This is a genomic window from Microvirga sp. BF8 (assembly GCF_059888585.1).
This window is the reverse complement of the sequence record NZ_CM187619.1, coordinates 3,592,978-3,617,104: the sequence shown is the minus strand read 5'-3', so window position 1 is coordinate 3,617,104 and position 24,127 is coordinate 3,592,978. Positions and strand designations below refer to the sequence as shown.

The following is a 24,127-nucleotide window of genomic DNA, read 5'->3' as shown; positions in this document are numbered from 1 at the left end:
AGGGACCCGATGAGAAAGCCCTCTCAGGAGAGGCGCCGGCGCTCTCTCTTCCGTGGGCGGATGACCCTCGTCATGGGGCTGCTGGGGATTGCGTTTATTCTCCTGACCTTTGCCTTCGTCGCCTGGGAGCAGCGCAGTCACCTGATCCAGCGCGACCAGGTCGACATCCGGAACAACGCATTCTTTCTGGCTGACCATGCCGCCCGTCTCTTGGAGGTTACGGACGTTACTTTGCGGCAAACCGCGGCCCTGATCGCAGATGAGAACTGGTACACCGTCGAACGGTCGCACCACTTGTGGGATCAGGTGCGTGCCATCAAGGAGGCGCTGCCATATATCGACGATATCTGGCTGAACGATGCGGAGGGAAGGCTGCGCCTGACCTCCGCCAGCTTCCCGACGCCGGATTCCAATGTCGCCGACCGGGATGCCTTCCAGGCCCAGGTCGCGGCTGATCGGGGCCTTTTCGTCGGGGAGCCGATTGTCGGGCGGGTCACCAACGCCCCGACCTTCATGGTCAGCCGCCGGCTGCAATACCCGGATGGGTCCTTCCGTGGCGTCGTGTCCGTCACCGTTTCCCTGTCGTATTTCAACGATTACTGGGCCCGGCTGCGCCTGCCCCAGCGCAGCAGGGTCACCCTGATCAGGGCCGGCGACGGAAAGGTGGTTGTGCAGCATCCGTCTCCCGGTGACGGCTTGTCTTTCGATGCGATCGACAAACCGGCTTTCGACCGGGCTATCTCCGCCCATCCTGAAGCAGGCCTCTATACGTCCATGAATGATGGGAGGGAGTGGATCGGCGCCTATCACCGGGTCGGTCAGCTTCCCCTTTATGTCCGCGTCAGCGTTCGCTCCGATGCATATTGGAGCCCCTGGATCGACCAGATCCGAATCTACGGCTCCTTCGCACTCTTCGCCCTGATCGCGCTGCTGGCGCTCATGACGGTCGCAACCCATCAGTTCCGGGAGCAGGCGGCCAACGCGGCCTTGCTGGAAAACGAAGTGGCCCTGCGCACGAGTGAGCTGCGCAAGGAAACAGCAGCGCTCGAGGTGCTGAACCGGACGGGCAGCGCCCTTGCTGCCGAGCTCGATATCCGAAAGATCGCTCAATCCGTGATCGATGCCGGAGTTGAACTGACGGGCGCCCAGATCGGCGCCTTCTTCTACCATGTGGAAGAGCATGTCCGGTCCGCGGGCAAGAGCGATAGCGAGCTTTCCATCCCCTATGCGGTCTCGGGATCCCTGCGTGACGCCTTTGCCGACATCGCCATGGTCCGGCATGCCGCGGTATTCGAGCCGACGCTGGTGCAGGGGAAGATCGTCCGGCTGGACGATATCACCGCCGACTCGTCCTTCGGGCTGAATGCGCCTCATGGTCGTGTGCCCGATTGGCACCCGGTCCTGCGCAGCTACCTGGCGGTGCCTGTAGTGTCGCGAACCGGGGCCATTCACGGCGCGCTGCTGTTCGGGCACGAGAAGGAGGGCATCTTCACCGCCCGGTCCGAACGTCTTACGGTGGGCCTTGCCGGTCAGGCGGCGATCGCCCTCGAGAACAGCGACCTCTACAAGGCGGCGCAACACGAGATCGAGGAGCGCAGGCAGGCCCAGACACAGCAATCCCTGCTGATCCGGGAACTCCACCATCGGGTCAAGAACACGCTCGCCACCGTGCAGGCCGTGGTCGGGGCGACGGCGCGGTCGACATCGAGCATCGAGGATTTCTATGCAGCCTTCGTCGGCCGCATCATCTCCCTTGCCAATACCCATTCTCTCCTTACGGAGGCCGTGTGGCAGACGGCCTCGTTACGCGAAATCCTTGAGAAGGAGCTAAGCCCGTACAACGACGACACGGGTGAGCGGGTCGTTTTCGAGGGCCCTCCGGTGGAGCTTCCTTCCGAAGCCGCGGTACCGATCGGCATGGCGGTTCACGAGCTCACCACGAATGCTGCCAAATATGGCGCTCTCTCCGTAGCGGCTGGCCGCGTCGCCGTTCGCTGGAACTCCGCCGTCGAGCCCGACGGGCTGCGTCTGAAACTCACTTGGCACGAGCAGGGTGGGCCCTTCGTAGAGCCGCCCAAGAAACAGGGCTTCGGATCACGCCTGCTGCACCGCGTCCTCGCGACGCAGCTCAACGCTGCCGTGAAAATGGATTTCGAACCGACGGGATTGATGGTGTCGATCGACACGGTCCTGACTCCCGGAGGCTTCGTCAATCCTTCGGCGTGATCTCCTGCGCAACGCGCGCAGGGTTCCTGTGCGGGGCGCGGCCCGGTATCCCGTTGGCGGAGCGGACGGAAAATCCTATTTAGAGCCGTATCAAACAATGCGCCTGGATATCGGTGCGCCAAGGGACTCCGCGATGAACGAAACTGTCAAGCTTGCCGATCTCCGCCAAGGGGCCCTCCCGGTGGATCACCCGCCGATCAGGACGGGCCGGATCGGAGTGCTGCTTCTCAATCTCGGCACGCCGGAGGGCACCAGCTATTGGCCGATGCGCCGCTACCTGAAGGAATTCCTCTCGGATCGCCGGGTCATCGAGACGCCGCGCCTCCTCTGGTGGCCCATCCTCAACCTGATCATCCTGTCGACCCGTCCAGGCCGGAAAGGCCGGGACTACGCAACGATCTGGAACAATGAGCGCAACGAGGGGCCGCTCAAGACCATCACCCGTGCCCAGGCCGAGGATCTCGCCCAGCATCTGAAAGGGATCGCAGGCGACAAGATCACGGTGGACTGGGCGATGCGCTACGGCAAGCCGGAGGTTCGCGAACGCATCCAGGCGCTGCTCGACCAGGGCTGCGACCGCATTCTTCTCGTGCCGCTTTATCCGCAATATTCCGCCGCGACCTCCGCGACCGCCTGCGACCATGCCTTCCGGGCCCTGATGGACATGCGCTGGCAGCCGTCCGTCCGCGTATCCCCGCCCTATCATGACGATCCCGTCTATATCGATGCCGTCGTCACCTCGATGAAGCGGGAGCTGGCCAAGCTGCCGTTCGAGCCCGAGGTCATCCTCGTTTCCTTCCACGGCGTGCCGAAGGAGTACCTTCTCAAGGGCGATCCCTACCATTGCCATTGCGTCAAGACCTGGCGACTCATGCGGGAGGCCTTCGGCTGGCCAGCCGACACATTCCGCATGAGCTTTCAATCCAGGTTCGGCCCAGCGGAATGGCTGCAGCCCTACACGGACAAGACCGTTCAGGCGCTCGCCGAGAGCGGGGTCAAGCGTATGGCCATCGTGGCGCCGGGCTTCTCGGCCGACTGCCTGGAGACCCTCGAGGAACTCGACGTAGAGAACCGGGAGATCTTCATGCATCACGGCGGAGAGCAGTTTGCCTATCTGCCCTGCCTTAACGACAGCGAGGAGGGAATGCGGGTCATCCGGCATATCGCGGAGCGGGAACTCCAGGGCTGGATCTGAAGCTCGCTCGGGCCGCGGCTCCCGCTGCCTGCCCGTTGCTCGCAGCGCCGCATAACTCCTTGGAATTAGAATAGTCTTTCAAAAGTCTTCAAGAAAAAATTCATTCTTGCTTGGCATGAAGGACGGGCCTGATTCCTTCGCGTCAGAGCGACGCGAGCCTCCACGGCGATGTGGCAGGTCCCTGAATTGAAATGCACGCCCTTCGATCCCTCTCCATTCGTGCCAGACTGATCGGCGCGTTCTCCTTCCTCGTCCTGCTGCTTCTCGCCCTGGGCTTCCTCGGGCTCCGCGGCCTGCAACAGATCAATGAACAGACGAGCCGGATTGCCGATACCTGGCTCGTCTCGACGCAGCGGATCGGGGCGCTCAACGCCGACGTACGGGAATTCCAGACGGTGGTCCTGCGGCACATGCTCGCCGACAGCGAGGAGGCCCAGGAGATCGAGGGTGGCATTGCATGGCGCATCGGCAACATCGCCGAGGCCATGCAGGCTTACGAGAAGACCATCGTTCTGAGCGAGGACCGCACTCAATTCGCCGATTTCCAGAACCTGTGGGCCCAGTACGAGAAGGAAGCCAAGACGGTTCTCGACTTCTCCCGCAACGGCGAGGTTGCGAAGGCCCGGGAGCACAACGCGCTGAAAGCGGTTCCGGTCGCGGAGCAGATCAGCTACGTCCTGAGCCGTCTGACCAAGTGGAACCGCGACAGCGCCAACGCTGCGCGTCAGCAGGCATTCGAGGTCTATGCCAACACCCAGAAGCTGACGCTCGGTGTTCTCGCCGTCGGCACGATCCTGGCCATTGCGCTCGCGACGCTGTTGATCCGTTCCATCTCGCACGGCATCGCTTCCGTCACCCGGCCCATGGGTCTGCTGGCACAGGGCGACCTTTCGACCGCAATCCCGTTCCGTGGTGAAAAGACGGAGCTCGGCACGATTGCCGATGCGGTGCAGGTCTTCAAGGATGCCCTGATCGCGAAGCAGGAGGTCGACGAGGCCGCGGCGCTCGAGGCGGATGCGAAGATGCGCCGTGCTCAAAGGCTCGACGAGCTGACACGACGCTTCGAAACGAACGTTTCGGCTCTCACCCAGGCATTGTCCGGTGCCGCGGGCGATATGGAGGTCACGGCGCAGGGAATGACGGCGATCGCCGATCAGACGAACCGGCAATCGGTGAATGTCGCTTCTGCTGCAGCACAGACGTCGGCGAATGTGCAGACCGTTGCCGCAGCCACCGAGGAAATGTCGATCTCGATCCAGGAAATCGCGACGCAGGTCACCCAGTCATCGCAGATTGCCAGCCAGGCGGTCGAGGGGGCGAAGCGGACCAACGCCACGGTCCAGGCCCTGGCTGAAACGGCCGAGAAGATCGGCAATGTCATCGCGCTCATCAACAATATCGCGGGCCAGACGAACCTGCTCGCGCTCAATGCGACCATCGAGGCGGCCCGGGCCGGCGAGGCGGGACGCGGCTTTGCCGTCGTCGCAAGCGAAGTGAAGGATCTTGCAAGCCAGACGGCGAAGGCGACGGACGAAATCGGGGCGCAGATCGTCAGCGTGCAGCAGGCGACGCAGGACGTGGTCGGCGCTATCCAGGAGATCGCGGAGACCATCACCGAGATGTCGCAGATCTCGACCGGCATCGCCGCCGCCATCGAGGAACAGGGCGCTGCGACCCGCGAGATTTCGCGCAATGTGCAGGAGGCCGCCCGGGGCACCGAGCAGGTCACGGGCAGCATCGATGACGTGCAGGCCGGCGCAGGAGAGACCGGCGCCGCTGCTTCACAGGTCCTGGGCGCGGCCCAGGAGCTTGCCCGCCATTCCGAGAACCTCAGCCGCGAAGTGGCCGATTTCCTCTCCGACGTGAAGGCGGCCTAAAGGTTGCCGGGGACGCTCTAGGCGTCCCCGGCGCTTTCGGTTAGGCTGAGACTCTGCAACTTCGTTGCCTGGAGCCTGCCGGTGCTGAGTGGTTTCGATATCTTCGTGATCGTTCTCGTCCTCGTCGTCGTCGTGACGATCGCGATGGGGATCAGGACCGTCCCGCAGGGCTTCGCCTATACGGTGGAGCGGTTCGGGCGCTATGCCCGCACGCTCAGCCCGGGCCTCGGCCTGATCGTCCCCTATGTCGAGCAGATCGGGAAGAAGGTGAACGTCATGGAGCAGGTGCTCGACGTTCCGAGCCAGGAGGCCTTCACGCGCGACAATGCGGGCGTCACCATCGACGCCGTGGCCTTCTTCCAGATCCTCGATGCCGCCCGCGCCTCCTATGAGGTGTCCAACCTCAACCAGGCCCTCCTGATGCTCGCCATGACCAACATCCGCACGGTGGTCGGCTCGATGGACCTCGATCAGCTCCTGTCCCACCGTGACGAGATCAACGAGCGCCTGCTGCGCGTCGTGGACGCGGCGGCGTCCCCGTGGGGCGCCAAGGTCACCCGTGTCGAGATCAAGGACATCGTTCCTCCCGCGGATCTTGCTGGCGCCATGGCCCGGCAGATGAAGGCGGAGCGCGAGAAGCGGGCCGCCGTGCTCGAGGCGGAGGGCCTGCGGCAGGCCGAAATCCTGCGCGCCGAAGGTCAGAAACAATCCCAGATCCTGGCGGCGGAAGGCCGGAAGGAAGCCGCCTTCCGTGATGCCGAGGCCCGCGAGCGTCAGGCCGAGGCGGAGGCCAAGGCGACTTCCATGGTGAGCGAGGCGATCACCAGCGGCGATCTCGCTGCCGCGAACTTCCTTGTGGCCGAAAAATACATCGACGCCCTGCGCGCGCTGGCGACCGCCCCGAACCAAAAGGTCGTGATCGTTCCCATCGAGACCGCAGGCCTTGCCGGAACGCTGGGCGGCATCGCGGAACTCACGAGATCCGTGTTCGGCGAAGGCAATGGCGTGGCCAAGCCTGCGCGCAGCGTTCCCACCGTCATCGGGGAACGGAGCGTCCATGACCGCTAGCGCCCTTGCCGGCCTCGGAGCCTGGGCCTGGATCATCCTGGGGCTCATCCTCGCGGGGGTCGAACTCCTGGCGCCAGGCGTCTTCTTCATCTGGCTCGGGCTCGCGGCCTTTGCGACCGGCGTGCTCGATGCGCTTCTCGACCTATCCTGGCAGGCGTCGTCTTTGGTCTTTGCGCTGCTCTCCGTGGCGACGGTCTTCGCCGGCCGGGCCATCACCGGCCCGAAACTGCAGCCAGACACACAGGCCGATTTCCTCAATCGCAGGGGGCAGGCTCTGGTGGGGCGCGTCTTCGTTCTCGAGACACCGATCAAGGATGGAGAAGGCCGCATCCGGGTCGACGACAGTTCATGGCGCGTGACTGGCGCCGACCGTTTCGCCGGTGCCAAAGTCCGTGTCGTGCGGGTCGACGGATCGACCCTGGTGGTGGACGACCCCTAGGCCACGCCCGCGCGCAGCAGATCGAGGTAGTGCACGAGGCCTACGGGGCGCCTGTTCTCAACCACGATCAGGGCGGTGATCTTCGAGGTTTCCTGGATCTCCAGGGCCGAGGCGAGCAGATCATCGGGAGCGATGGTGCGCGGCGTCCTGGTCATGACGGCCGAGACGGGGAGAGCGCCAAGGTCGGGCTTCAGGTTGCGCCGCAGATCGCCGTCGGTGACGATTCCGGCCAGGGTCCCGTCCGGGTTCACCACGATGACCGACCCAAATCCCTTGCGGCCGATTTCCTCGATGGCTTCGTCCATGAGCGCTTCGACGCCGACAATGGGAAGGCGTTCATTCTTGTGCATCACGTCGCGGACGAGCTTGAGCCGGGCACCGAGCTTGCCGCCGGGATGGAAGACCCGGAAATGTTCCGCCGTGAACCCGCGCTTCTCCAGCAGCGCGACCGCCAGCGCGTCGCCGAGGGCGAGCTGCATGGTGGTGGAGGTGGTGGGCGCCAGCCCGTTGGGGCAGGCCTCCTTCGCCTTGGGCAGGGTCAGGCACAGATCGGCTGCGTGGCCGAGGGTAGAGGAGGCATTGGAGGTCAGCGCGATCAGCGGCACCCGGAAACGCTTGGCATAGCCGATGATATCGGCAAGCTCCGAGGTCTCGCCGGACCAGGACAGGGCCACGATCACGTCGTCGGGCTGCACCATGCCGAGATCGCCGTGGCTGGCCTCGGCCGGATGCACGAAATGCGCCGGTGTTCCCGTGGAGGCGAGGGTTGCGACGATCTTGCGGGCAATATGGCCTGATTTGCCGATGCCGGTGACGATGACCCGGCCTTGCGCCGCCGCGATCCTCTCGACCGTAGCCGTGAAGACCGGCCCCAGACCGTTATCGAGGGCGTCCATCAGGGCCGACAGGCCATCCCGTTCGGTACCAAGCGTTCGCAGCGCCGAGGAGACGGCCTGCTCGGGAGAGGCGGGGAGAAGAGTTGCTGATGCCATGGCCGCCCCTCTAGCATGGAGCGGCGGCGAGGCAAAATCTCGGGGGCGGCCTATTTTTGGCGCAGGAGGGCCTCGAGCTCCTTCCGGAAATCAGGCCCAAGATCGTCGCGCTCGAGGGCATAGGCCACATTCGCCATGAGGAAGCCGATCTTCGACCCGGTATCGTAGGTCTTGCCCTCGTACTTCATGCCGAAGAAGGACTGGTCCTTCATGAGGCGAATCATCGAATCGGTCAGCTGGATCTCGTTGCCCGCGCCGCTCTCCTGGTTCGAGAGCAGATCGAAGATCTCTGGCTGAAGGATATAGCGGCCGGAAATGATGTAGTTGGAGGGAGCGGTGCCCTTCGGAGGCTTTTCCACCATGCCGGTGATCTCGAAGGTCTGACCGAATTCCTTGCCCACCGAGACGATGCCGTATTGGTGGGTCTGGTCGTGGGGCACCTCCTCGACGGCGATGATGTTGCCGCCATGCTTGTCATATGCCCCGATCATCTGCGCCATGGAACCGCGGCTCAGCATGTCGGGCAGAATGACCGCGAAGGGCTCGTCGCCGACGATTTCACGGGCGCACCAGACGGCATGACCGAGCCCCAAAGGCTCCTGCTGGCGGGTGAAGCTCGTCTGGCCGGCATCGAACTGGTCCCTGGCCAGCGATTCCAGTTCCTTGGTCTTGTTGCGGGACTCCAGCGTCCGGTTCAGCTCGTAGGCGATGTCGAAATGGTCCTCGATGACGGCCTTGTTGCGGCCGGTCACGAAGATGAAATGCTCGATGCCGGCGGCGCGGGCGTCGTCCACCACGTGCTGCACGACGGGACGGTCCACCACGCAGAGCATTTCCTTCGGGACCGCCTTGGTGGCCGGCAGGAAACGGGTGCCGAGACCGGCAACGGGCAGGACTGCTTTACGGATTCGCTTCATGGAGTGAGCCATTGGCAAGTGACGACCTTAGGGAGGAACGGGAGTACGGAACTGTCAAGGTTCGACCATCCTACAACGCCCGAATGAAGGTCTTGTTGCACCGGGCATGCTCCTTTTGGCGGCACGGATCTGAATTACGGGTGAAGCGTCAGGGTTAACGTGTTGCAGGAGCACCTGTCCAGGGCGATGCCCGACGAGGGCTCCGGCCGAGCCGGCGCCGTTCTCGGGACGGGCGCCGGGCACGCGCAAAGCGGCATCGGCCCCCCTTTCAACCGGCTGTTAACCTTCATAAGGTCGCATAGCAGGACCGTGTTCTCGTCCTGACCGTGAGCGACCCTTATGCAGCAGCCGATCCGACTGGCGCGCCGTCTCCTTTGCGGTGCTCTCCTTCTGGGCCTTGTCCTGTCTTCAGGACCGGCGCAGGCGCAGACGGACTTTCAGTCCTTCGTCGACGGGCTCTGGCCCCAGGCCAAGGCAAGGGGCGTCTCCCGTGCCACGTTCAGCGAGGCCTTCCGTGGCGTCGAGCCCGATTCGAAGATCATCGCCCTGACCCGCAAGCAGTCGGAATTCGTCCGGCCGATCTGGGAGTACATCGAGGGATCCGTCTCGGCGCAGCGCCTGCAACGCGGCCGGCAGATGGCGACGGAATGGTCGCGCACCCTCGATCTGGTCGAGCGGACCTACGGCGTTCCCCGCTCCGTCGTGCTCGGTGTCTGGGGCATGGAGACGAATTTCGGCGGATTCACCGGTTCGATTTACGTGGTTCGGGCGCTTGCGACCCTTGCCTATACCCGCTACCGCGGCGACTTCTTCAGGCAAGAGCTTCTCACCGCGCTCGAGATCCTGGAGAACGATCATATCGACCGGGAGAAGATGCTGGGCTCGTGGGCCGGCGCCATGGGCCAGACCCAGTTCATGCCCTCGAGCTTCATGAAATATGCCGTGGACGGCAACCGCGATGGGACACGTGATATCTGGTCCTCCGTGCCGGATGCGCTGGCGTCCACCGCCAATTACCTGCGTCGCCAGGGATGGGAGCCGGGACTCCCATGGGGGTTCGAGGTGACGCTGCCGAAGGGATTCGATTTTCGCAATCTGCGGCAAGGCTTCGTCAGTTGGGCTGCTCTCGGCCTGCGCCGTACGGACGGCAAGCCGCTGCCGCGCTCCGGCGAGGCGAGCCTCTTCCTGCCCGGCGGCGCGGGCGGGCCAAGTTTTCTCGTCACGGACAACTACGATGTGATCAAGTCCTACAATTCCTCCGATGCCTACGCGATGGGCGTCGCCTATCTCGGTGATCGGATCGTCGGAGGAGCGCCGATCCAGGGCACCTGGCCAAAGCACAAGCCCCTGCTCGACAAGGATCAACGCGAGGAACTGCAACAGCACCTCTCCGGGCTCGGGTTCTATGAGGGTGATGCGGACGGGAAGTTCGGCTCGAAGACCAGAGAAGCGGTCAGGAACTTCCAGCTGAGGCGCGGATTGGTCCCGGACGGCTACGCCGATCTGGCCGTCCTGCGAGAATTGCGCGCGGCCCGCTGACGGGACCTCGGCGAGGCCCTATAAAAGGGCCGGGCCCGCTTCCCGAGGGAAACCGCCGATGCGTGTGATGTCTGTGCCTCGCCTGTTGCTGACGATGCTGCCGCTTTTCCTGGCCGGCAGCCTCGCGGCGTACGCGCAGCCGGGCTATCCGCCGCAATATGCTCCCTATGGCGCCGCGCCGCCTCCAGGCCGGAGGGACATGCGCGCCTATCCCCCGGGCTATTATCCCGGCAAGCTTGTCCAGCCTGCACAGCCGGGGTTCAGCCTGCGGCGGTTGTTCGGCGTGCCCGAGGAGCCGCCTGCTCCCGTCCGGAAGCCTGTCGCCCGACCGCGCCGGCCCGCGCCCCCGCCCGTGACCGTGACCCGACAGGAAAAGCCCAAGCTCGATGCGGCGACGCAGGTGGTTGTCTTCGGCGATGCGCTTGCCGGGTATGCGGGCCAGGGCATTGCCGACCTTTACGCGGATTCGGACGATGTCGCAGTCGTCCGCAAGACCAGGGAGGATGGCGGTCTCTTGCACTCGGACGCGGAGGAATGGCCGAAATACATCCGCGAGGTCCTCGACGGCGGCCAGAAGGCCAGTCTTGCCGTGATGATGATCGGCGCAAAGGATCGAGTGCCGGTCAAAGACCCGAGCGGCGAGCACGAGCCGCTGTCGCGCGCATGGCGTGAGGCCTATCGCCAGCGCATCGATGCCGTCATGGGCGTCTTCAGGGAGCGCGGCATTCCCGTGATCTGGATCGGTCTGCCTCCATGGAAGAGCGAGGCCGCATCCGAGGATCTGCTCGCTATGAACGAGATCTTCCGGGAGAGCGTCCAGCGTAACGGCGGGGCCTATGTGGATATCTGGCCGGGCTTCGTGGACGAGGACAATCGCTATACGGCGACCGGGCCCGATATTGACGGTCAGCCGGCCAAGCTCCGGACCAATGACGGAGTGCTCTTCACCAAAGCGGGCGCCCGCAAGCTGGCCCATTTCGCGGATGCGGAAATCAAGCGGATCATCTCCGCCGGCCAGGGCGGTGCCGCGAGCGCGGCCTTGCCGCATCCAGTCGAGGGCTCGCCGGACGCGGCCCAGCCTTCTTCGATCGAAGCGGCCCTTCCGGCCCTGCCGGAGGCGGCGAGCCCTGTTTCGCTACCGTCGAAACCCCTGATCGGGCCGGTTCTTCCCCTCAATCGGCCTGAGGTGACCCCGAGTGGCACCCTCATCTCCACCAAGCCGAAGCTCACCGGGGATCAGGCCTATCCCATTCAGCGCGCCCTGAGGAACGGCATCGCTCCCAGCACCAGACCGGGCCGCGCAGACGATTTCCGTTGGCCGCCCTTGTAGGATCGTTCGATGGGTTTTCGGAACCAGGCCGGGCGGCGGCCCCTCTTTCCATGACCGCCGGCGGGGCGCGTCGACAAAAAATCCGCCCGGATGGATCCGGGCGGACGAGCAAGTGAGCGATTCCAGGTCTGAGCGTCAGCGCGGCAGGTCGCTCGATCCCATCAGGTACTCGTCGATGGCGCGCGCCGCCTGCCGACCTTCCCGGATCGCCCAGACCACGAGGGACTGGCCGCGGCGCATGTCGCCCGCGACGAACGTCTTGTCGCTCGTTGTCTTGTAGTCCTGATCGCTGGCGATCACATTGCCACGCCGGTCGAGAGCAACGCCGGATTGTTCGAGAAGTCCTTCCTTCACGGATCCGGCAAAGCCGATGGCGAGGAACACGAGGTCCGCCTTGATCACGAACTCGGTCCCCGCGATCGGCTGGCGCTTCTCGTCGACACGGGCGCATTGCACCCCGATGACACGGCCCTTCTTGCCCTCGATGCCCAGCGTCGCCGCCTGAAACTCACGCTCCGCACCCTCGGCCTGGCTGGACGAGGTGCGCATCTTGGTCGGCCAATAGGGCCATACGGTCAGCTTGTCCTCGCGCTCGGGAGGCTTGGGCCGGATATCGAGCTGCGTCACCGAGAGAGCGCCCTGACGGAAGGCGGTGCCGACGCAGTCCGAGGCGGTATCGCCACCGCCGATCACGACCACATGCTTCCCGGCAGCCAGGATTGGCTCGTTCGAGACATCCTCGTTGCCGACCCGCTTGTTCGACTGGGTCAGGTAGGGCATCGCGAAATGGACGCCCACGAGATCCTGGCCCGGCAGATCGGGATTGCGCGGATCCTCGGCGCCTCCCGCAAAGAGCACGGCCTCGTATTCGTTGTGCAGCGAGGCGAAGCTCTTATCGACGCCGACATTGACGCCGCAATGAAAGACAACGCCCTCGGCCTCCATCTGCTTCACGCGGCGGTCGATATGATACTTTTCCATCTTAAAGTCGGGAATGCCGTAGCGAAGCAGTCCGCCCGGCTTTGCCTGACGCTCATAGACATGCACCTCGTGGCCGGCGCGGGCGAGCTGCTGCGCGGCCGCGAGACCTGCCGGGCCCGATCCGATGACCGCGACGCGCTTGCCGGTGGAGACCTCGATGGTTTCCGGCTTGATCCAGCCCATCTCCCAGGCCTTGTCGGCGATGGCCTGCTCGATGGTCTTGATGGTGACCGGTTGGTTTTCGAGGTTGAGGGTGCAGGCTTCCTCGCATGGGGCCGGACAGATCCGGCCCGTGAATTCGGGGAAGTTGTTGGTGGAATGCAGGTTGCGCGCCGCCTCTTCCCAGTCGTTCTGCCAGACGAGATCGTTCCAGTCCGGAATCTGGTTGTGCACGGGGCAGCCCGTCGGCCCGTGGCAGAAGGGAACGCCGCAATCCATGCAGCGCCCCGCCTGCTTCTTCAGGTCGTTGTCGTCGAGCGGCAGCGTGAACTCGCGGAAATGACGCACGCGCTCGCCGGCGAGCTGATACTTCTGCTCCTGACGGTCGTATTCGAGAAAGCCTGTGACCTTGCCCATTGGAATGCCCCTGAGTCCTTATTCCGCCGCCTGCAAGGTACGCAGCCGATCCATTTCCTGTAGCGCACGACGATATTCGACGGGCATCACCTTCACGAACTTCGTGCGGTAGGTGGCCCAGTTGTCGAGGATCTCCTTGGCGCGCGCCGAGCCCGTATAGGTGTGGTGATTGGAGATGAGCTGCATCAGCCGCTCCTCGTCCGATCCCGACATGTTGGCGAGGATGTCGATCCGTCCCTTGGTCTCCAGGTCGCCGCCATGATGCAGGACCCGGCGCATCAGGTCCTCCTCTTCCTCTACGGGCTCGAGATCGACCATGGAGAGGTTGCACCGCTTGCCGAACGTCCCATCCTCGTCGAGGACATAGGCGATGCCGCCCGACATGCCTGCCGCGAAATTGCGGCCGGTCTGGCCGAGAACGACGACGAGACCGCCGGTCATGTATTCGCAGCCGTGGTCGCCCGTCCCTTCCACCACCGCGATGGCGCCGGAATTGCGCACGGCGAAGCGTTCGCCCGCGACGCCGCGGAAGTAAGCCTCGCCTGCAATGGCCCCATACATCACCGTGTTGCCGACGATGATCGACCGCTCCGGCGCAGCCCTCGTCTCGGCGGACGGCCTGATGATGAGCTTGCCGCCGGACAAGCCCTTGCCGACATAGTCGTTGGCCTCGCCCTCGAGGGCGAGGGTTATTCCGGCCGCGAGCCACGCGCCGAAGCTCTGCCCCGCCGTGCCCTTGAGCTTCACGGTGATCGTATCGTCGGGCAGGCCCTCGTGGCCGTAGCGCTTGGCGACCGCGCCGGAGAGCATGGCGCCGACGGCGCGATCGGCGCTGCGGACCTTTTCCTCGATGACGATTGGCTCACCGTGATCCAGAGCCGGACCGGCTTTCGCCAGGAAGGTGCGGTCGAGAACGTCGGCGATCGGGTGGACCTGGCGCTCCGTATGGCGGATGGCGACGCCCGGCCCGGCCTCCGGCTTATGGAAGAGCCTGCTGAAGTCGAGACCGTTCGCCTTCCAGTGGTCGATGGCCCCGTTCTTGTCGAGCAGGTCCGACTGACCGATCATCTCGTCCAGGGAGCGGAAGCCCATCTCCGCCATCATTTCGCGCACTTCCCCGGCGACGAAGAAGAAGTAGTTGATGACGTGCTCGGGCAGGCCCTTGAAGCGCTTGCGAAGAACCGGGTCCTGCGTCGCGACTCCGACCGGGCATGTGTTGAGATGGCATTTGCGCATCATGATGCAGCCGGCCGCGATCAGGGGCGCCGTGGAGAAGCCGTATTCGTCGGCCCCGAGCAGGGCCGCGATCACGACATCGCGCCCGGTGCGCAGGCCGCCGTCTGCCTGGATCGCGACGCGGCCGCGCAGGCGGTTCAACACCAGGGTTTGCTGCGTTTCCGCAAGTCCGATCTCCCACGGTGAACCCGCATGCTTGAGGGAGGTGAGGGGAGAGGCTCCCGTCCCGCCCTCGAAGCCCGAGATGGTGATGTGGTCGGCCCGGGCCTTGGCGACGCCTGCGGCCACCGTGCCGACGCCGACCTCCGACACCAGCTTCACCGACACGTCCGCGGTCGGATTGACGTTCTTCAGGTCGAAGATGAGCTGCGCCAGGTCTTCGATGGAATAGATGTCGTGGTGTGGCGGCGGCGAGATGAGGCCGACGCCCGGCGTCGAGTGACGCACACGCGCGATCTTCGCGTCGACCTTGTGTCCCGGAAGCTGCCCGCCCTCGCCGGGCTTTGCGCCCTGGGCCACCTTGATCTGCATCATGTCGGCGTTGACGAGATACTCCGTCGTCACGCCGAAGCGGCCCGATGCCACCTGCTTAATCGCAGAACGCTTGGAGCGCCCGTCGGCCAGGGGCTTGAAGCGCTCGGGCTCCTCGCCGCCCTCGCCGGTGTTGGACTTGCCGCCGATCGTGTTCATGGCGAGCGCCAGCGTCTCATGCGCTTCCTTCGAGATCGAACCGAAGGACATGGCGCCTGTCGAAAAGCGCTTCACGATCTCCTGGGCGGACTCGACGTCCTCGAGTGGCACGGGAGTCCGCCCGGTCTCCTCGGCGTACTTGATGCGGAAGAGGCCGCGGATCGTCTTGAGGTGCTTGTCCTGTTCGTTCACCAGTCGAGCGAATTCGCGATAGCGATCCTGCGCGTTGAGGCGCACAGCATGCTGAAGCGTCGCGACCGTGTCCGGATTCCAGGCATGTTCCTCGCCGCGGATGCGGTAGGCGTATTCGCCGCCCACATCGAGCATGTTGCGATAAACCGGCGCCTCGCCGAACGCATCGCGATGACGCTGCACAGTCTCGGCTGCAACCTCGTCCATGCCGATACCCTCGATCATCGTCGCCGTACCGAAGAAATCGCGGTTCACGAAGTCGGACTTCAGGCCGACGGCGTCGAAGATCTGCGCGCCGCAATACGACTGGTAGGTGGAGATGCCCATCTTCGACATCACCTTCAGCAATCCCTTGTCGATGGCCTTGATATAGCGATGGACGATCTCGTCCTCGTCGACTTCCGGCGGCATCTCGCCCTTGATGGAGAGGAGCGTCTCGAATGCAAGATAGGGATTGATCGCCTCCGCGCCGTAGCCGGCAAGACACGCGAAGTGATGAATTTCGCGTGGCTCTCCCGACTCCACCACGAGACCGACCGAGGTGCGCAGCCCCTTGCGGATGAGGTAGTTGTGAACCGCCGCCGTCGCCAGCAGCGCCGGAATCGGAATGCGGTCCGGACCGACCATGCGGTCGGAGAGGATGATGATGTTGTAGCCGCCGTGAACGGCGGCCTCCGCACGGTCACAGAGCCGGTCGAGCGCGCCGTCGAGCGCCGCTGCGCCGAGCTCGGCGGGGTAGGTGATGTCGAGGGTCTTGGTGTCGAAGCGGTCCTCGAAATGGCCGATGCAGCGGATCTTCTCCAGATCCTCGTTGGTGAGGATCGGCTGGCGCACTTCCAGGCGCTTGCGGCGCGAGGTCCCTTCGAGGTCGAGGATGTTCGGGCGCGGCCCGATGAACGAGACGAGACTCATGACGAGCTCCTCGCGGATCGGATCGATCGGCGGGTTCGTCACCTGGGCGAAGTTCTGCTTGAAATAGGTATAGAGCAGCTTCGGCCGGCTGGAGAGCGCGGAGATCGGCGTATCCGATCCCATGGAGCCGACCGCTTCCTGTCCAGTGACGGCCATGGGCTGCATCAGCAGCTTCAGGTCTTCCTGCGTGTAGCCGAAGGCCTGCTGGCGGTCGAGCAGCGACACGTCCGTGCGCGACTCGCGCGCCTGGACGGGCTTCAGATCCTCGAGCACGATCTGCGCCCGCTTCAGCCAGTCCTTATAGGGATGCGCTTCGGAGAGCTGACGCTTGATCTCGTCATCGGAGACGATGCGGCCCTGCACCAGGTCGATCAGGAGCATCTTGCCGGGCTGCAGGCGCCACTTCTCGACGATCCGCTCCTCCGGAATCGGAAGCACGCCCATCTCGGAGGCCAGAACCACCAGGCCGTCATCGGTCACGAGATACCGCGCCGGCCGCAGACCATTGCGGTCGAGCGTCGCGCCGATCTGCTTGCCGTCGGTGAAGCACACGGCGGCGGGGCCATCCCATGGCTCCATGAGGGCGGCATGATACTCGTAGAAGGCGCGGCGGGACTCGTCCATGAGCGGATTTCCGGCCCAGGCCTCGGGAATCAGCATCATCATGGCGTGGGCCAGCGAATATCCGCCGCGCACCAGGAATTCGAGGGCGTTGTCAAAACAGGCCGTGTCCGACTGGCCTTCGTAGGAGATCGGCCAGAGCTTCGAGATGTCGTTGCCGAACAGCTCGGAATCGACCGAGGCCTGGCGCGCCGCCATCCAGTTCACATTGCCGCGCAGCGTGTTGATCTCGCCGTTATGGGCAACCATGCGATAGGGATGCGCGAGCTGCCAGGTCGGGAAGGTGTTGGTGGCGAAGCGCTGATGGACCAAGGCAATGGCGCTCTCGAAGCGCGGGTCCTGAAGGTCGAGATAGTAGTTCCCGAGCTGCGTCACCAGAACCATGCCCTTGTAGACGATGGTCCGCGACGAGAGCGAGACTGGGTAATAGCCCGTGGTGCGCGGGTCCTTCATGTCGTATACGGCGTTGGAGATCACCTTTCGCGCCAGGAACAGGCGGCGCTCGAAGGTCTCCTGGTCGTCCATCCCCTTGCCCTTGCCGACGAAGATCTGCCGGTGCAGAGGCTCGGATGTCTTGACGCTGTCGCCGAGGTCGCTGGAATCGACCGGCACGTCGCGCCAGCCGAGAACATGCAGACCCTCGTCCGTGATCGCCTTTGTGACGATCTCCTCGACGAGCTTCGCACCTTCCGGATCGCGCGGCATGAACAACTGGCCGACGCCGTACTCGCCGGCCCCCGGCAGCCAGATGCCGAGCTTGGCGCACTCCGCCATGAAGAACTTGTGCGGCACCTGCACCAGGATGCCGCAGCCGTCGCCGGTCTTCGGATCCGCGCCGACCGCGCCGCGATGGTCGAGGTTGAGAAGAATCTGCAGGCCCTGCTCGACGATGGCGTGCGAGGCGCGGTTCTTCATGTCGGCAATGAAACCGACGCCGCAGGAATCTTTCTCCTGGGCGGGATCGTAGAGACCCTGCCTGACAGGGAGTGCAGGATCCTGCACGACGCGGGCCGGATCCGTCGTGGCGGCCGCGCGGCTGGAGGCTTCGGTCGTCAGGCTCTTCATCGGCTCATCGGTCATTCCAGGTCCTCGCATCCACGCGAACAGGTCATAAAGGTCGTTCAGGGCGGCATTTGGGTCCGCCGGATGTGGAAGAAGATCCGGAGCCCGCCGCTTCTTGCGTTTCTTGGAGGGTCGGGTCCTGGCAGGGAGCCCGCTCCTCGCGGGCTGCCTTGGGCTCGAGTTCAGCCCAGAGTCGCCCGTTCCGCCCACGTTTTGCGGGCAGCTTTGTTGGTATCTCGTTTCGTTCGCGTCGAGCGAAGCATCAAGAAAACCTCAGGGACGAAAGGGCGCAGGCGCCCAGATGGGACAGCATCGCTGTCCTAATGCCGGCAAATTGCCAGAACTCCTGGCCCTGCACAAGAGGGTTTAGAAAAGTTTTAGACAAAAGTTTCAAGCCGGACCTCCGGAATGTAACAAAGGCGTGGTTTGGGGTTTTCGGAACGAAAGGCTTCGCCGATGGGTCAACGTCCTTGACATGATGGCTTCTGTCGGGAGGCTGCAGGGCATAAGGAGCTGATTCATGAATTTTGCGAGCGACAATATCGTGGGCGCCAGCGCGCCCGTGATGCAGGCTCTCATGCGGGCCAATGCCGGATCGATGGCAGCCTACGGCGCCGACGAGATCACCCTGCGCATCAAGGCCCGCTTCGCCGAAATCTTCGAACGCGACGTCTCCGTCTTCCTCGTGACGACGGGCACGGCTGCCAATGCGCTCGCATTGTCGGCCGCCGTGCCGCCCTGGGGGCTTTGCGTGTGTCACCAGGAGGCCCATGTCATCGACGACGAGTGCGGCGCACCGGAATTCTTCATGCACGGGGCCAAGCTCATCGGATTGCCGGGCGTCGCCGCCAAGCTCGATCCCCGAACGGTCCGCTCCTACCTCGAGAGCCTGCCGAAATCGATCAAGCAGATGCCGCCCAAGGCGCTCTCGATCTCCCAGGTGACGGAATGCGGCACGGTTTACGCGCTCGATGAGATCGCGGCCCTGAGCGCCGTCTGCCGCGACCGCGGCATGGCGCTCCACATGGACGGAGCCCGCTTCGTGAACGCGCTGGTCTCGCTCGGGTGTACACCCGCCGAAATGACCTGGAAGCAGGGCGTCGACATCCTGTCCTTCGGCGCCACCAAGAATGGCTGCCTGATGGCGGAGGTCATCGTGGTGTTCAAGCCGGAATTGGCGGAGGGGCTGGACTACAGATGCAAACGGGCGGGACAGGTCATCTCCAAGGGGCGTCTCATCGCCGCGCAGCTGGAGGGCTATTTCGAGGGGGACCATTGGCTGGGAAATGCACGGCACGCCAACCGGATGGCGGCGCATCTCGCGGACGGGCTGAAGCAACTCCCCGGTGTCCGCATTCCCTGGCCGGTCCAGGCGAACGAGGTTTTCCCCATCCTTCCACAGAAAGTCGCTGAGGCTCTGAAGGCAGCCGGAGCCGCGTTCGGAGGCTGGACGGAAGCGAGTCTGCCCCAAGGGGAAAAGATAAGCGCCGACGAGGCCTTGGTCCGGCTCGTGACGTCCTTCGCCACCCCGGAGGAGGACGTGCGGCGGTTCTTGGACATCGCCCGTGGGGCCGTGTCGCGCCAGGCGGCGGAATGACCTCGCCCTAACCCTGCCGCATTCTCTGACGAAACCTCCCCGCGAGACCTAACAACGGGGTACCTCCAGCCCCAGCGGGACTCACAGGATCAGGCCTGAAAAATCAAGAAACGAAAAATATTGCGCCCCGGTCTTCGCCGGGGCGCTTTTTTGTGCGGTCGGAGCCGTGACGGGGTTACGCGGCCTGCTGGGCCTCGATGGTCCGGGCCGCGGCCTGGGTGCCGATCGGAATGAGCTTGGGCTTCTTGGCTTCCGGAATCTGCCGGACAAGGTCCACATGGAGCAGTCCGTTCTCAAGAGCCGCGCCCAGTACCTGGACGCCGTCTGCGAGCTGGAAGCGCCGCTCGAAGGTGCGCGCCGCAATGCCCTGATAGAGAACGTCGGGCTTGCGCTCTTCCGAGACTTTCTTCTCTCCACGGATCGACAGGGTATTCTCCTTCACCTCGATGGCAAGGTCCTTGTCCGTGAAGCCCGCGACGGCAACGGAAATCCGGTAGGCGTTCTCGCCCGTGCGTTCGATGTTGTAGGGCGGATAGCTGGGAGCCGCATCGACGCCGACGAACTGGTCAAGCATCGAGAAAAGACGGTCGAAGCCGACCGTGTTGCGGTAGAGGGGGGCAAGATCATATTGGCGCATGGCATATTCTCCATCTGAGCAACATGCAGGGCGATCCACCTGAGAGGCTGGATCATGGGTTCGTGCCGCCAATCGTGGCCGGCACGATTCAGATGTGGGAATAGGCATTTTTACTGTCAAGAGGTGTGCGGAAAGTCAGTGGCCCGGAGCGAAAATGCCCTATAAAGAGGGCTGTCTCCGCTCACCGAGAACCTGTCCCCGTGCAGCTCGTCCCGACCCCGAACAATCCCGTGCCGGCCGAGCCGTCCCTCATCGGCGTGAAGACCAGGGACGGCCTGACCCTTCGCACCGCGTACTGGTTGCCGGAATCCGGGACGGCACGGGGAACCGTCTGCGTGCTCCAGGGCCGGGCGGAGTTCATCGAGAAGTATTTTGAAGTCATCGGCGAGCTGCTCCAGCGGGACTTCGCCGTCGTCGCGTTCGATTGGCGCGGGCAGGGGCTCTCGGAGCGTCAGGTGAGGAATGCCCGCAAGGGCCATGTGCGACGCTTCGCAGATTTCCGGCATGATCTCGAGGCGGTGAGAGACCAGGTGCTCGTGCCCTACATGCCGGAGCCGCATTTCGCCCTTGCCCATTCCATGGGCGGCGCCATTGCGCTGAGCGCCGCGCACGAGAGCTGGCTGCCCTTTCGCCGGCTCGTGACGACGACGCCGATGATCGCGCTCAGCATGATCCGGATGCCACGAATGGCGGCGGTCATGGTCCGCATCTTGCGGTGGCTGGGCTTCGGCAGGGCCTTCGTCCCGGGAGGCGGCGAGACCTCCATCTCGACCATGCCCTTCAAGGGGAACCGGCTGACAGGCGACCCTGGACGCTACGCCCGCAATGCCGAGGCTGCGAGCGCCATCGGAGCGGGCGCCATCGGCGCCCCGACCGTCGCCTGGCTCGATTCGGCCTTCCGCTTCATGAAGCGGTTCACAGATCCGGCCTATGCCCTGAAGATCCGCCTGCCGACCCTGATCCTCGCGGCGGGCGCCGATCCCGTCTGCGCGACGCCCGCCACGGAGCGTCTCGCCTCCCGCCTGAAGGCGGGGCATGCCATCGTCATTCCTGGGGCCAAACACGAGATCATGATGGAACGGGACGCGATCCGTGAGCAGTTCTGGGCCGCCTTTGACGCCTTTGTCCCGGGCAGCCCGGATCTGACGGCCGCGCTCGTTGCCGAGAGCGAGACGGTGGAAGAGCGCCTACCGGCTGAGGAGCTCGACGGCGGCCGCATGGATGCGGCGGTCGCCAGCCGCGACGATGCGGCCGCCCTGAGCGGCTGATCCGCCGTCCCAGGACGTGACGATTCCGCCGGCCCCCTCGATGATCGGGATCAGGGCGACGATGTCGTAGGGTTTCAGGCCGGATTCGACCACGAGATCGATATGACCGGCCGCCAGCATGCAATAGGCGTAGCAATCGCAGCCGTAGCGGGCGAGGCGCGTCACGCTTTCGACACGGTCATAGGCCCGCAACTCCTCGCCCGCGAACAGTTTCGGGCTGGTGGTGGACATGACGGCGTCCTTGAGCGAGGCGCAGCGCCGGGTCGTCAGCCTGCGCTCGCCTCCAGGGCCGCCATAGGTCGAGCGGCCGCCGTCACCGAAGAAGCGTTCGCCCGTGAAGGGCTGGTGCATCATCCCGAAGGCCGGTTTCCCGTTCCGGGTCAGGCCGATCAGGGTGCCCCAGGTCGGCAGGCCGGCGATGAAGGCGCGGGTGCCGTCGATGGGGTCGAGGACCCAGACATATTCCGCGTCCTCCCGTTCCGAGCCGAACTCCTCCCCGACGATGCCGTGGGTCGGGAAGGTGCGCTTGATCAGCTGGCGCATGGTGGCTTCGCTCGCCCGGTCAGCCTCGGTCACCGGATCGAAGGCGCCACCTCGCGACTTGTCCTCGGCGGCAATCGCGCTGCGGAAGAAGGGGAGGATCGCCTGGCCCGATACGGTGGCGAGCTCATTGACGAACTGCGTGAAGTCGATGAGCCTCATGATGCTCGACATCCTCTGCCCCTGATCCACTGTCTTCGGCGCCAACGGGCTTGGCTGGCGGTTCCTGTTCCGCTTTTATCAAGCGTTCGTCCTGCGGCAAGAGACGGCTGCGTTCCATCGAGCACAAAAGCATGAATTCCGAACCTTTGGCCGTATCGGGCCGCCGGCCGGCGCCGGCTGCACTCCTCATCGCCGCCCTCGTCTCGATCTATGCGATCAGCCAGTTCCTGCGCAATTCCGTCGGGGTCATCGCCGGAAACCTGTCCGCAGAACTCGGCCTTTCGGCCACGGAACTCGGTCTTCTCTCCAGCGTGTTCTTTCTCGTCTTCGCCGCGGCTCAGATCCCGGTCGGGATCGCGATCGACCGCTACGGCCCCAAGCGGGTCATGCTGGCAACGTCGGTGGTCGCGGTCGCCGGGACGGCGCTCTTTGCCGTCGCTCCCTCCGCCTCGGTGCTGATTGCGGCAAGAGGCCTGATGGGGCTCGGCTGCTCCACCTTCTTCATGGCACCGCTGGTGATCTATGCCCGGCGCTTCCCGCCGGAGCGCTTTGCCAGGCTGACGAGCCTGCAGATGGGTTTCGCGAATCTCGGCACTCTGTCCGCCACGGCTCCGCTTGCAGCCTCAGCTGCCCTGCTGGGCTGGCGTGAAACATTCCTGGCAGTGGCCGTGTTGACCGCCGCCATCGCCCTCATGCTCGTACGAGCCGTGCCCCGGGACAATCCTGTCGGGGCCGAGCGGGAAACCTGGCCCGATGCCTTGCGGGGTGTTCTCGCGGCGCTGAGGGTTCGCTCCTTCCGGTCCGTCTTCTTCATGCACCTGACGACCTATTCCTGTTTCGCCACCATCATCGGCCTCTGGGGCGGGCCATGGCTGGCGGATGTGCATGGCGCCGATACGACCCAGAAGGGCACAATCCTTCTCGCTGGAGCGGCCGCGCAGATGGCCGGACTGTTCCTTTGGGGCGCTGCGGACCGCTTGTGGCGAAGCTACAGGAGGCCGGTTCTGGCCGGCGGTACGGCAACCGTGCTGCTGCTGGCGGTCGCGGCAACGCTTCCCCTGGACCTCCGGCGGACCATGGTATGGTTCGTCCTCTTCGGCCTCTCGGTGGCCGTAACGCCGATCCTGACGGCGCATGGCAGGTCCCTGTTCCCGCAATCCCTGACTGGACGCGGCATCACCCTGATGAATGTGGGCACGATCGGCGGTGCCTTCCTGTCCCAGAGCGTGACCGGGGTGCTCATGGACATGGTCGGGCGCGAGCAGGGCGGGGGATATCCGCCTGACGGATACCGACTGGTTTTTGGTGCTCTGGCGGCCTGGATGCTGCTCAGCCTTGCCATTTATGCCAGGGCTATCGATCCACATCCAGCCAGTCATGTCGGTAGAGCATAGCTTCCTGCAATTTTGCGCTTGAAAATTGTGCGGCGCACTTTATATTGTGCAGTGCGATATGGCGATGGCGTCGCCGTATCGTAGCCCTTCTTGGGCGTTTCCTCCCTAAACTTCGGGCCGCTCGCAAGGGCGGCCTTTTTTCTTGCGCGAGTGATTGGGCTCGCACGCTCGCACACCTGCTGGCAGGCCTGCTAACCGTCGAGGTTCGTCGATCCGAGGCGGATCCCTTCGACTTGGCCATTGGCGGGCAGGCGAGCCCGGACGGCTATTGAAAGATCTGATGCCAGATCACGCCCATCAACCCAGCCCCTGCCAGATAGAGCGGAAACCATCGGGGGCAGTGCGAAGGAGCGCTTTGCCTGTCGTCCAGGAGATCCAAGTCGTCTTTATCATATCGGCTCAACATCCAAGTGCCGATATTTCCGATGTATTTCATCCGCATGACACGGGGCGCAGGTGTGGCAAAAGGCGCCGCTTCCGCAATGCGGCCGGGAGAAGCCGGATCCTGACGACGAAATGTCCGACGGCCAGAGGGTGAGACAAAAAAGGGCAGCAATGCTGCCCTTTTAATCTTGCCGACGGTTCATGTGGAAACTACATATTGCAGTGCGGCATGGCGATGGCGTCGCCCTGCCGCAGCCCTTCTTGGGCGTTTCCTCCCTAAACTCCGGGCCGC

At 64.3% G+C, this 24,127-nt stretch carries 16 protein-coding genes; 10 read left to right on the top strand and 6 right to left on the bottom strand.

Annotated features, from left to right (window positions below; genetic code table 11):
* Window positions 1-9 precede the first annotated feature (9 nt).
* The 5 genes from AC522E_RS17100 to AC522E_RS17080 all read left to right on the top strand — a co-directional run bounded on the left by AC522E_RS17100 (window position 10) and on the right by AC522E_RS17080 (window position 6,805).
* A complete protein-coding gene (locus AC522E_RS17100) occupies window positions 10-2,226 on the top strand; it encodes an HWE histidine kinase domain-containing protein (RefSeq protein ID WP_500747443.1) in 2,217 nt (738 codons plus the stop codon).
* 133 nt (window positions 2,227-2,359) lie between these two features.
* Window positions 2,360-3,421: a ferrochelatase gene (gene hemH / locus AC522E_RS17095; protein ID WP_500747442.1), complete on the top strand. Its 1,062-nt coding sequence runs from the start codon at window positions 2,360-2,362 to the stop codon at window positions 3,419-3,421.
* Between the two features lie 191 nt (window positions 3,422-3,612).
* Complete coding sequence (locus tag AC522E_RS17090; protein ID WP_500747441.1) at window positions 3,613-5,298, top strand: methyl-accepting chemotaxis protein; 1,686 nt, start codon at window positions 3,613-3,615, stop codon at window positions 5,296-5,298.
* A gap of 84 nt (window positions 5,299-5,382) precedes the next feature.
* Window positions 5,383-6,366, top strand: coding sequence for an SPFH domain-containing protein (locus AC522E_RS17085; protein WP_500750738.1), 984 nt, complete (start codon window positions 5,383-5,385; stop codon window positions 6,364-6,366).
* Complete coding sequence (locus AC522E_RS17080) at window positions 6,356-6,805, top strand: NfeD family protein (protein WP_500747440.1); 450 nt, start codon at window positions 6,356-6,358, stop codon at window positions 6,803-6,805. The genes AC522E_RS17085 and AC522E_RS17080 overlap by 11 nt, the downstream gene beginning before the upstream one ends.
* Here the strand turns inward: AC522E_RS17080 and AC522E_RS17075 are convergent.
* Entirely contained in the window at window positions 6,802-7,797 is a 996-nt protein-coding gene (locus AC522E_RS17075) for a KpsF/GutQ family sugar-phosphate isomerase (RefSeq protein ID WP_500747439.1), read from the bottom strand. The two genes, AC522E_RS17080 and AC522E_RS17075, sit on opposite strands and share 4 nt — an antisense overlap.
* 50 nt (window positions 7,798-7,847) lie before the next feature.
* The gene (gene galU, locus AC522E_RS17070; protein ID WP_500747438.1) at window positions 7,848-8,714 is read right to left on the bottom strand and encodes a UTP--glucose-1-phosphate uridylyltransferase GalU; all 867 of its coding nucleotides are present in this window, start codon (window positions 8,712-8,714) and stop codon (window positions 7,848-7,850) included.
* Between the two features lie 339 nt (window positions 8,715-9,053).
* Here galU and AC522E_RS17065 point away from each other — a divergent pair, with 339 nt between their 5' ends.
* The gene (locus AC522E_RS17065; protein ID WP_500747437.1) at window positions 9,054-10,253 is read left to right on the top strand and encodes a lytic murein transglycosylase; all 1,200 of its coding nucleotides are present in this window, start codon (window positions 9,054-9,056) and stop codon (window positions 10,251-10,253) included.
* Between the two features lie 58 nt (window positions 10,254-10,311).
* A complete protein-coding gene (locus tag AC522E_RS17060) occupies window positions 10,312-11,583 on the top strand; it encodes an SGNH/GDSL hydrolase family protein (RefSeq protein ID WP_500747436.1) in 1,272 nt (423 codons plus the stop codon).
* 135 nt (window positions 11,584-11,718) lie between these two features.
* Here the strand turns inward: AC522E_RS17060 and AC522E_RS17055 are convergent, their stop codons facing one another.
* Window positions 11,719-13,140 (bottom strand): glutamate synthase subunit beta, encoded by a 1,422-nt coding sequence (locus AC522E_RS17055; protein ID WP_500747435.1) that lies wholly within the window; start codon window positions 13,138-13,140, stop codon window positions 11,719-11,721.
* An 18-nt stretch (window positions 13,141-13,158) separates the two neighbouring features.
* Window positions 13,159-17,871: a glutamate synthase large subunit gene (gene gltB, locus AC522E_RS17050; RefSeq protein WP_500747434.1), complete on the bottom strand. Its 4,713-nt coding sequence runs from the start codon at window positions 17,869-17,871 to the stop codon at window positions 13,159-13,161.
* Between the two features lie 502 nt (window positions 17,872-18,373).
* On the opposite strand from gltB, the gene AC522E_RS17045 reads away from it, so the two are divergent.
* On the top strand, window positions 18,374-19,450 hold the full coding sequence (locus AC522E_RS17045; RefSeq protein WP_500747433.1) for a threonine aldolase family protein: 1,077 nt from the start codon (window positions 18,374-18,376) through the stop codon (window positions 19,448-19,450).
* Window positions 19,451-19,625: 175 nt separating this feature from the next.
* Here the strand turns inward: AC522E_RS17045 and AC522E_RS17040 are convergent, their stop codons facing one another.
* Window positions 19,626-20,087 (bottom strand): Hsp20 family protein, encoded by a 462-nt coding sequence (locus tag AC522E_RS17040; RefSeq protein WP_500747432.1) that lies wholly within the window; start codon window positions 20,085-20,087, stop codon window positions 19,626-19,628.
* Window positions 20,088-20,287: 200 nt separating this feature from the next.
* Here AC522E_RS17040 and AC522E_RS17035 point away from each other — a divergent pair, with 200 nt between their 5' ends.
* The gene (locus AC522E_RS17035) at window positions 20,288-21,355 is read left to right on the top strand and encodes an alpha/beta fold hydrolase (RefSeq protein ID WP_500747431.1); all 1,068 of its coding nucleotides are present in this window, start codon (window positions 20,288-20,290) and stop codon (window positions 21,353-21,355) included.
* Here AC522E_RS17035 and hisN read toward each other — a convergent pair.
* Window positions 21,275-22,057 carry a histidinol-phosphatase gene (gene hisN, locus AC522E_RS17030; RefSeq protein ID WP_500747430.1) on the bottom strand — a complete coding sequence of 261 codons (783 nt, stop codon included), beginning with the start codon at window positions 22,055-22,057 and terminating at the stop codon, window positions 21,275-21,277. The genes AC522E_RS17035 and hisN overlap by 81 nt on opposite strands.
* Window positions 22,058-22,188: 131 nt before the next feature.
* Between hisN and AC522E_RS17025 the strand changes: the two genes are divergently transcribed.
* On the top strand, window positions 22,189-23,451 hold the full coding sequence (locus AC522E_RS17025; RefSeq protein WP_500747429.1) for an MFS transporter: 1,263 nt from the start codon (window positions 22,189-22,191) through the stop codon (window positions 23,449-23,451).
* The last annotated feature ends 676 nt before the right edge of the window (window positions 23,452-24,127 follow it).

What these genes read in the sequence shown, in the direction of transcription:
- gltB (WP_500747434.1), bottom strand. Translation starts at nt 17,871, where the DNA reads ATGACCGATGAGCCGATGAAGAGCCTGACGACCGAAGCCTCCAGCCGC.
- AC522E_RS17100 (WP_500747443.1), top strand. Translation starts at nt 10, where the DNA reads ATGAGAAAGCCCTCTCAGGAGAGGCGCCGGCGCTCTCTCTTCCGTGGG.
- AC522E_RS17045 (WP_500747433.1), top strand. Translation starts at nt 18,374, where the DNA reads ATGAATTTTGCGAGCGACAATATCGTGGGCGCCAGCGCGCCCGTGATG.
- AC522E_RS17055 (WP_500747435.1), bottom strand. Translation starts at nt 13,140, where the DNA reads ATGGGCAAGGTCACAGGCTTTCTCGAATACGACCGTCAGGAGCAGAAG.
- AC522E_RS17040 (WP_500747432.1), bottom strand. Translation starts at nt 20,087, where the DNA reads ATGCGCCAATATGATCTTGCCCCCCTCTACCGCAACACGGTCGGCTTC.
- hisN (WP_500747430.1), bottom strand. Translation starts at nt 22,057, where the DNA reads ATGAGGCTCATCGACTTCACGCAGTTCGTCAATGAGCTCGCCACCGTA.
- AC522E_RS17025 (WP_500747429.1), top strand. Translation starts at nt 22,189, where the DNA reads ATGAATTCCGAACCTTTGGCCGTATCGGGCCGCCGGCCGGCGCCGGCT.
- AC522E_RS17065 (WP_500747437.1), top strand. Translation starts at nt 9,054, where the DNA reads ATGCAGCAGCCGATCCGACTGGCGCGCCGTCTCCTTTGCGGTGCTCTC.
- AC522E_RS17080 (WP_500747440.1), top strand. Translation starts at nt 6,356, where the DNA reads ATGACCGCTAGCGCCCTTGCCGGCCTCGGAGCCTGGGCCTGGATCATC.
- AC522E_RS17090 (WP_500747441.1), top strand. Translation starts at nt 3,613, where the DNA reads ATGCACGCCCTTCGATCCCTCTCCATTCGTGCCAGACTGATCGGCGCG.
- AC522E_RS17060 (WP_500747436.1), top strand. Translation starts at nt 10,312, where the DNA reads ATGCGTGTGATGTCTGTGCCTCGCCTGTTGCTGACGATGCTGCCGCTT.
- AC522E_RS17075 (WP_500747439.1), bottom strand. Translation starts at nt 7,797, where the DNA reads ATGGCATCAGCAACTCTTCTCCCCGCCTCTCCCGAGCAGGCCGTCTCC.
- galU (WP_500747438.1), bottom strand. Translation starts at nt 8,714, where the DNA reads ATGAAGCGAATCCGTAAAGCAGTCCTGCCCGTTGCCGGTCTCGGCACC.
- hemH (WP_500747442.1), top strand. Translation starts at nt 2,360, where the DNA reads ATGAACGAAACTGTCAAGCTTGCCGATCTCCGCCAAGGGGCCCTCCCG.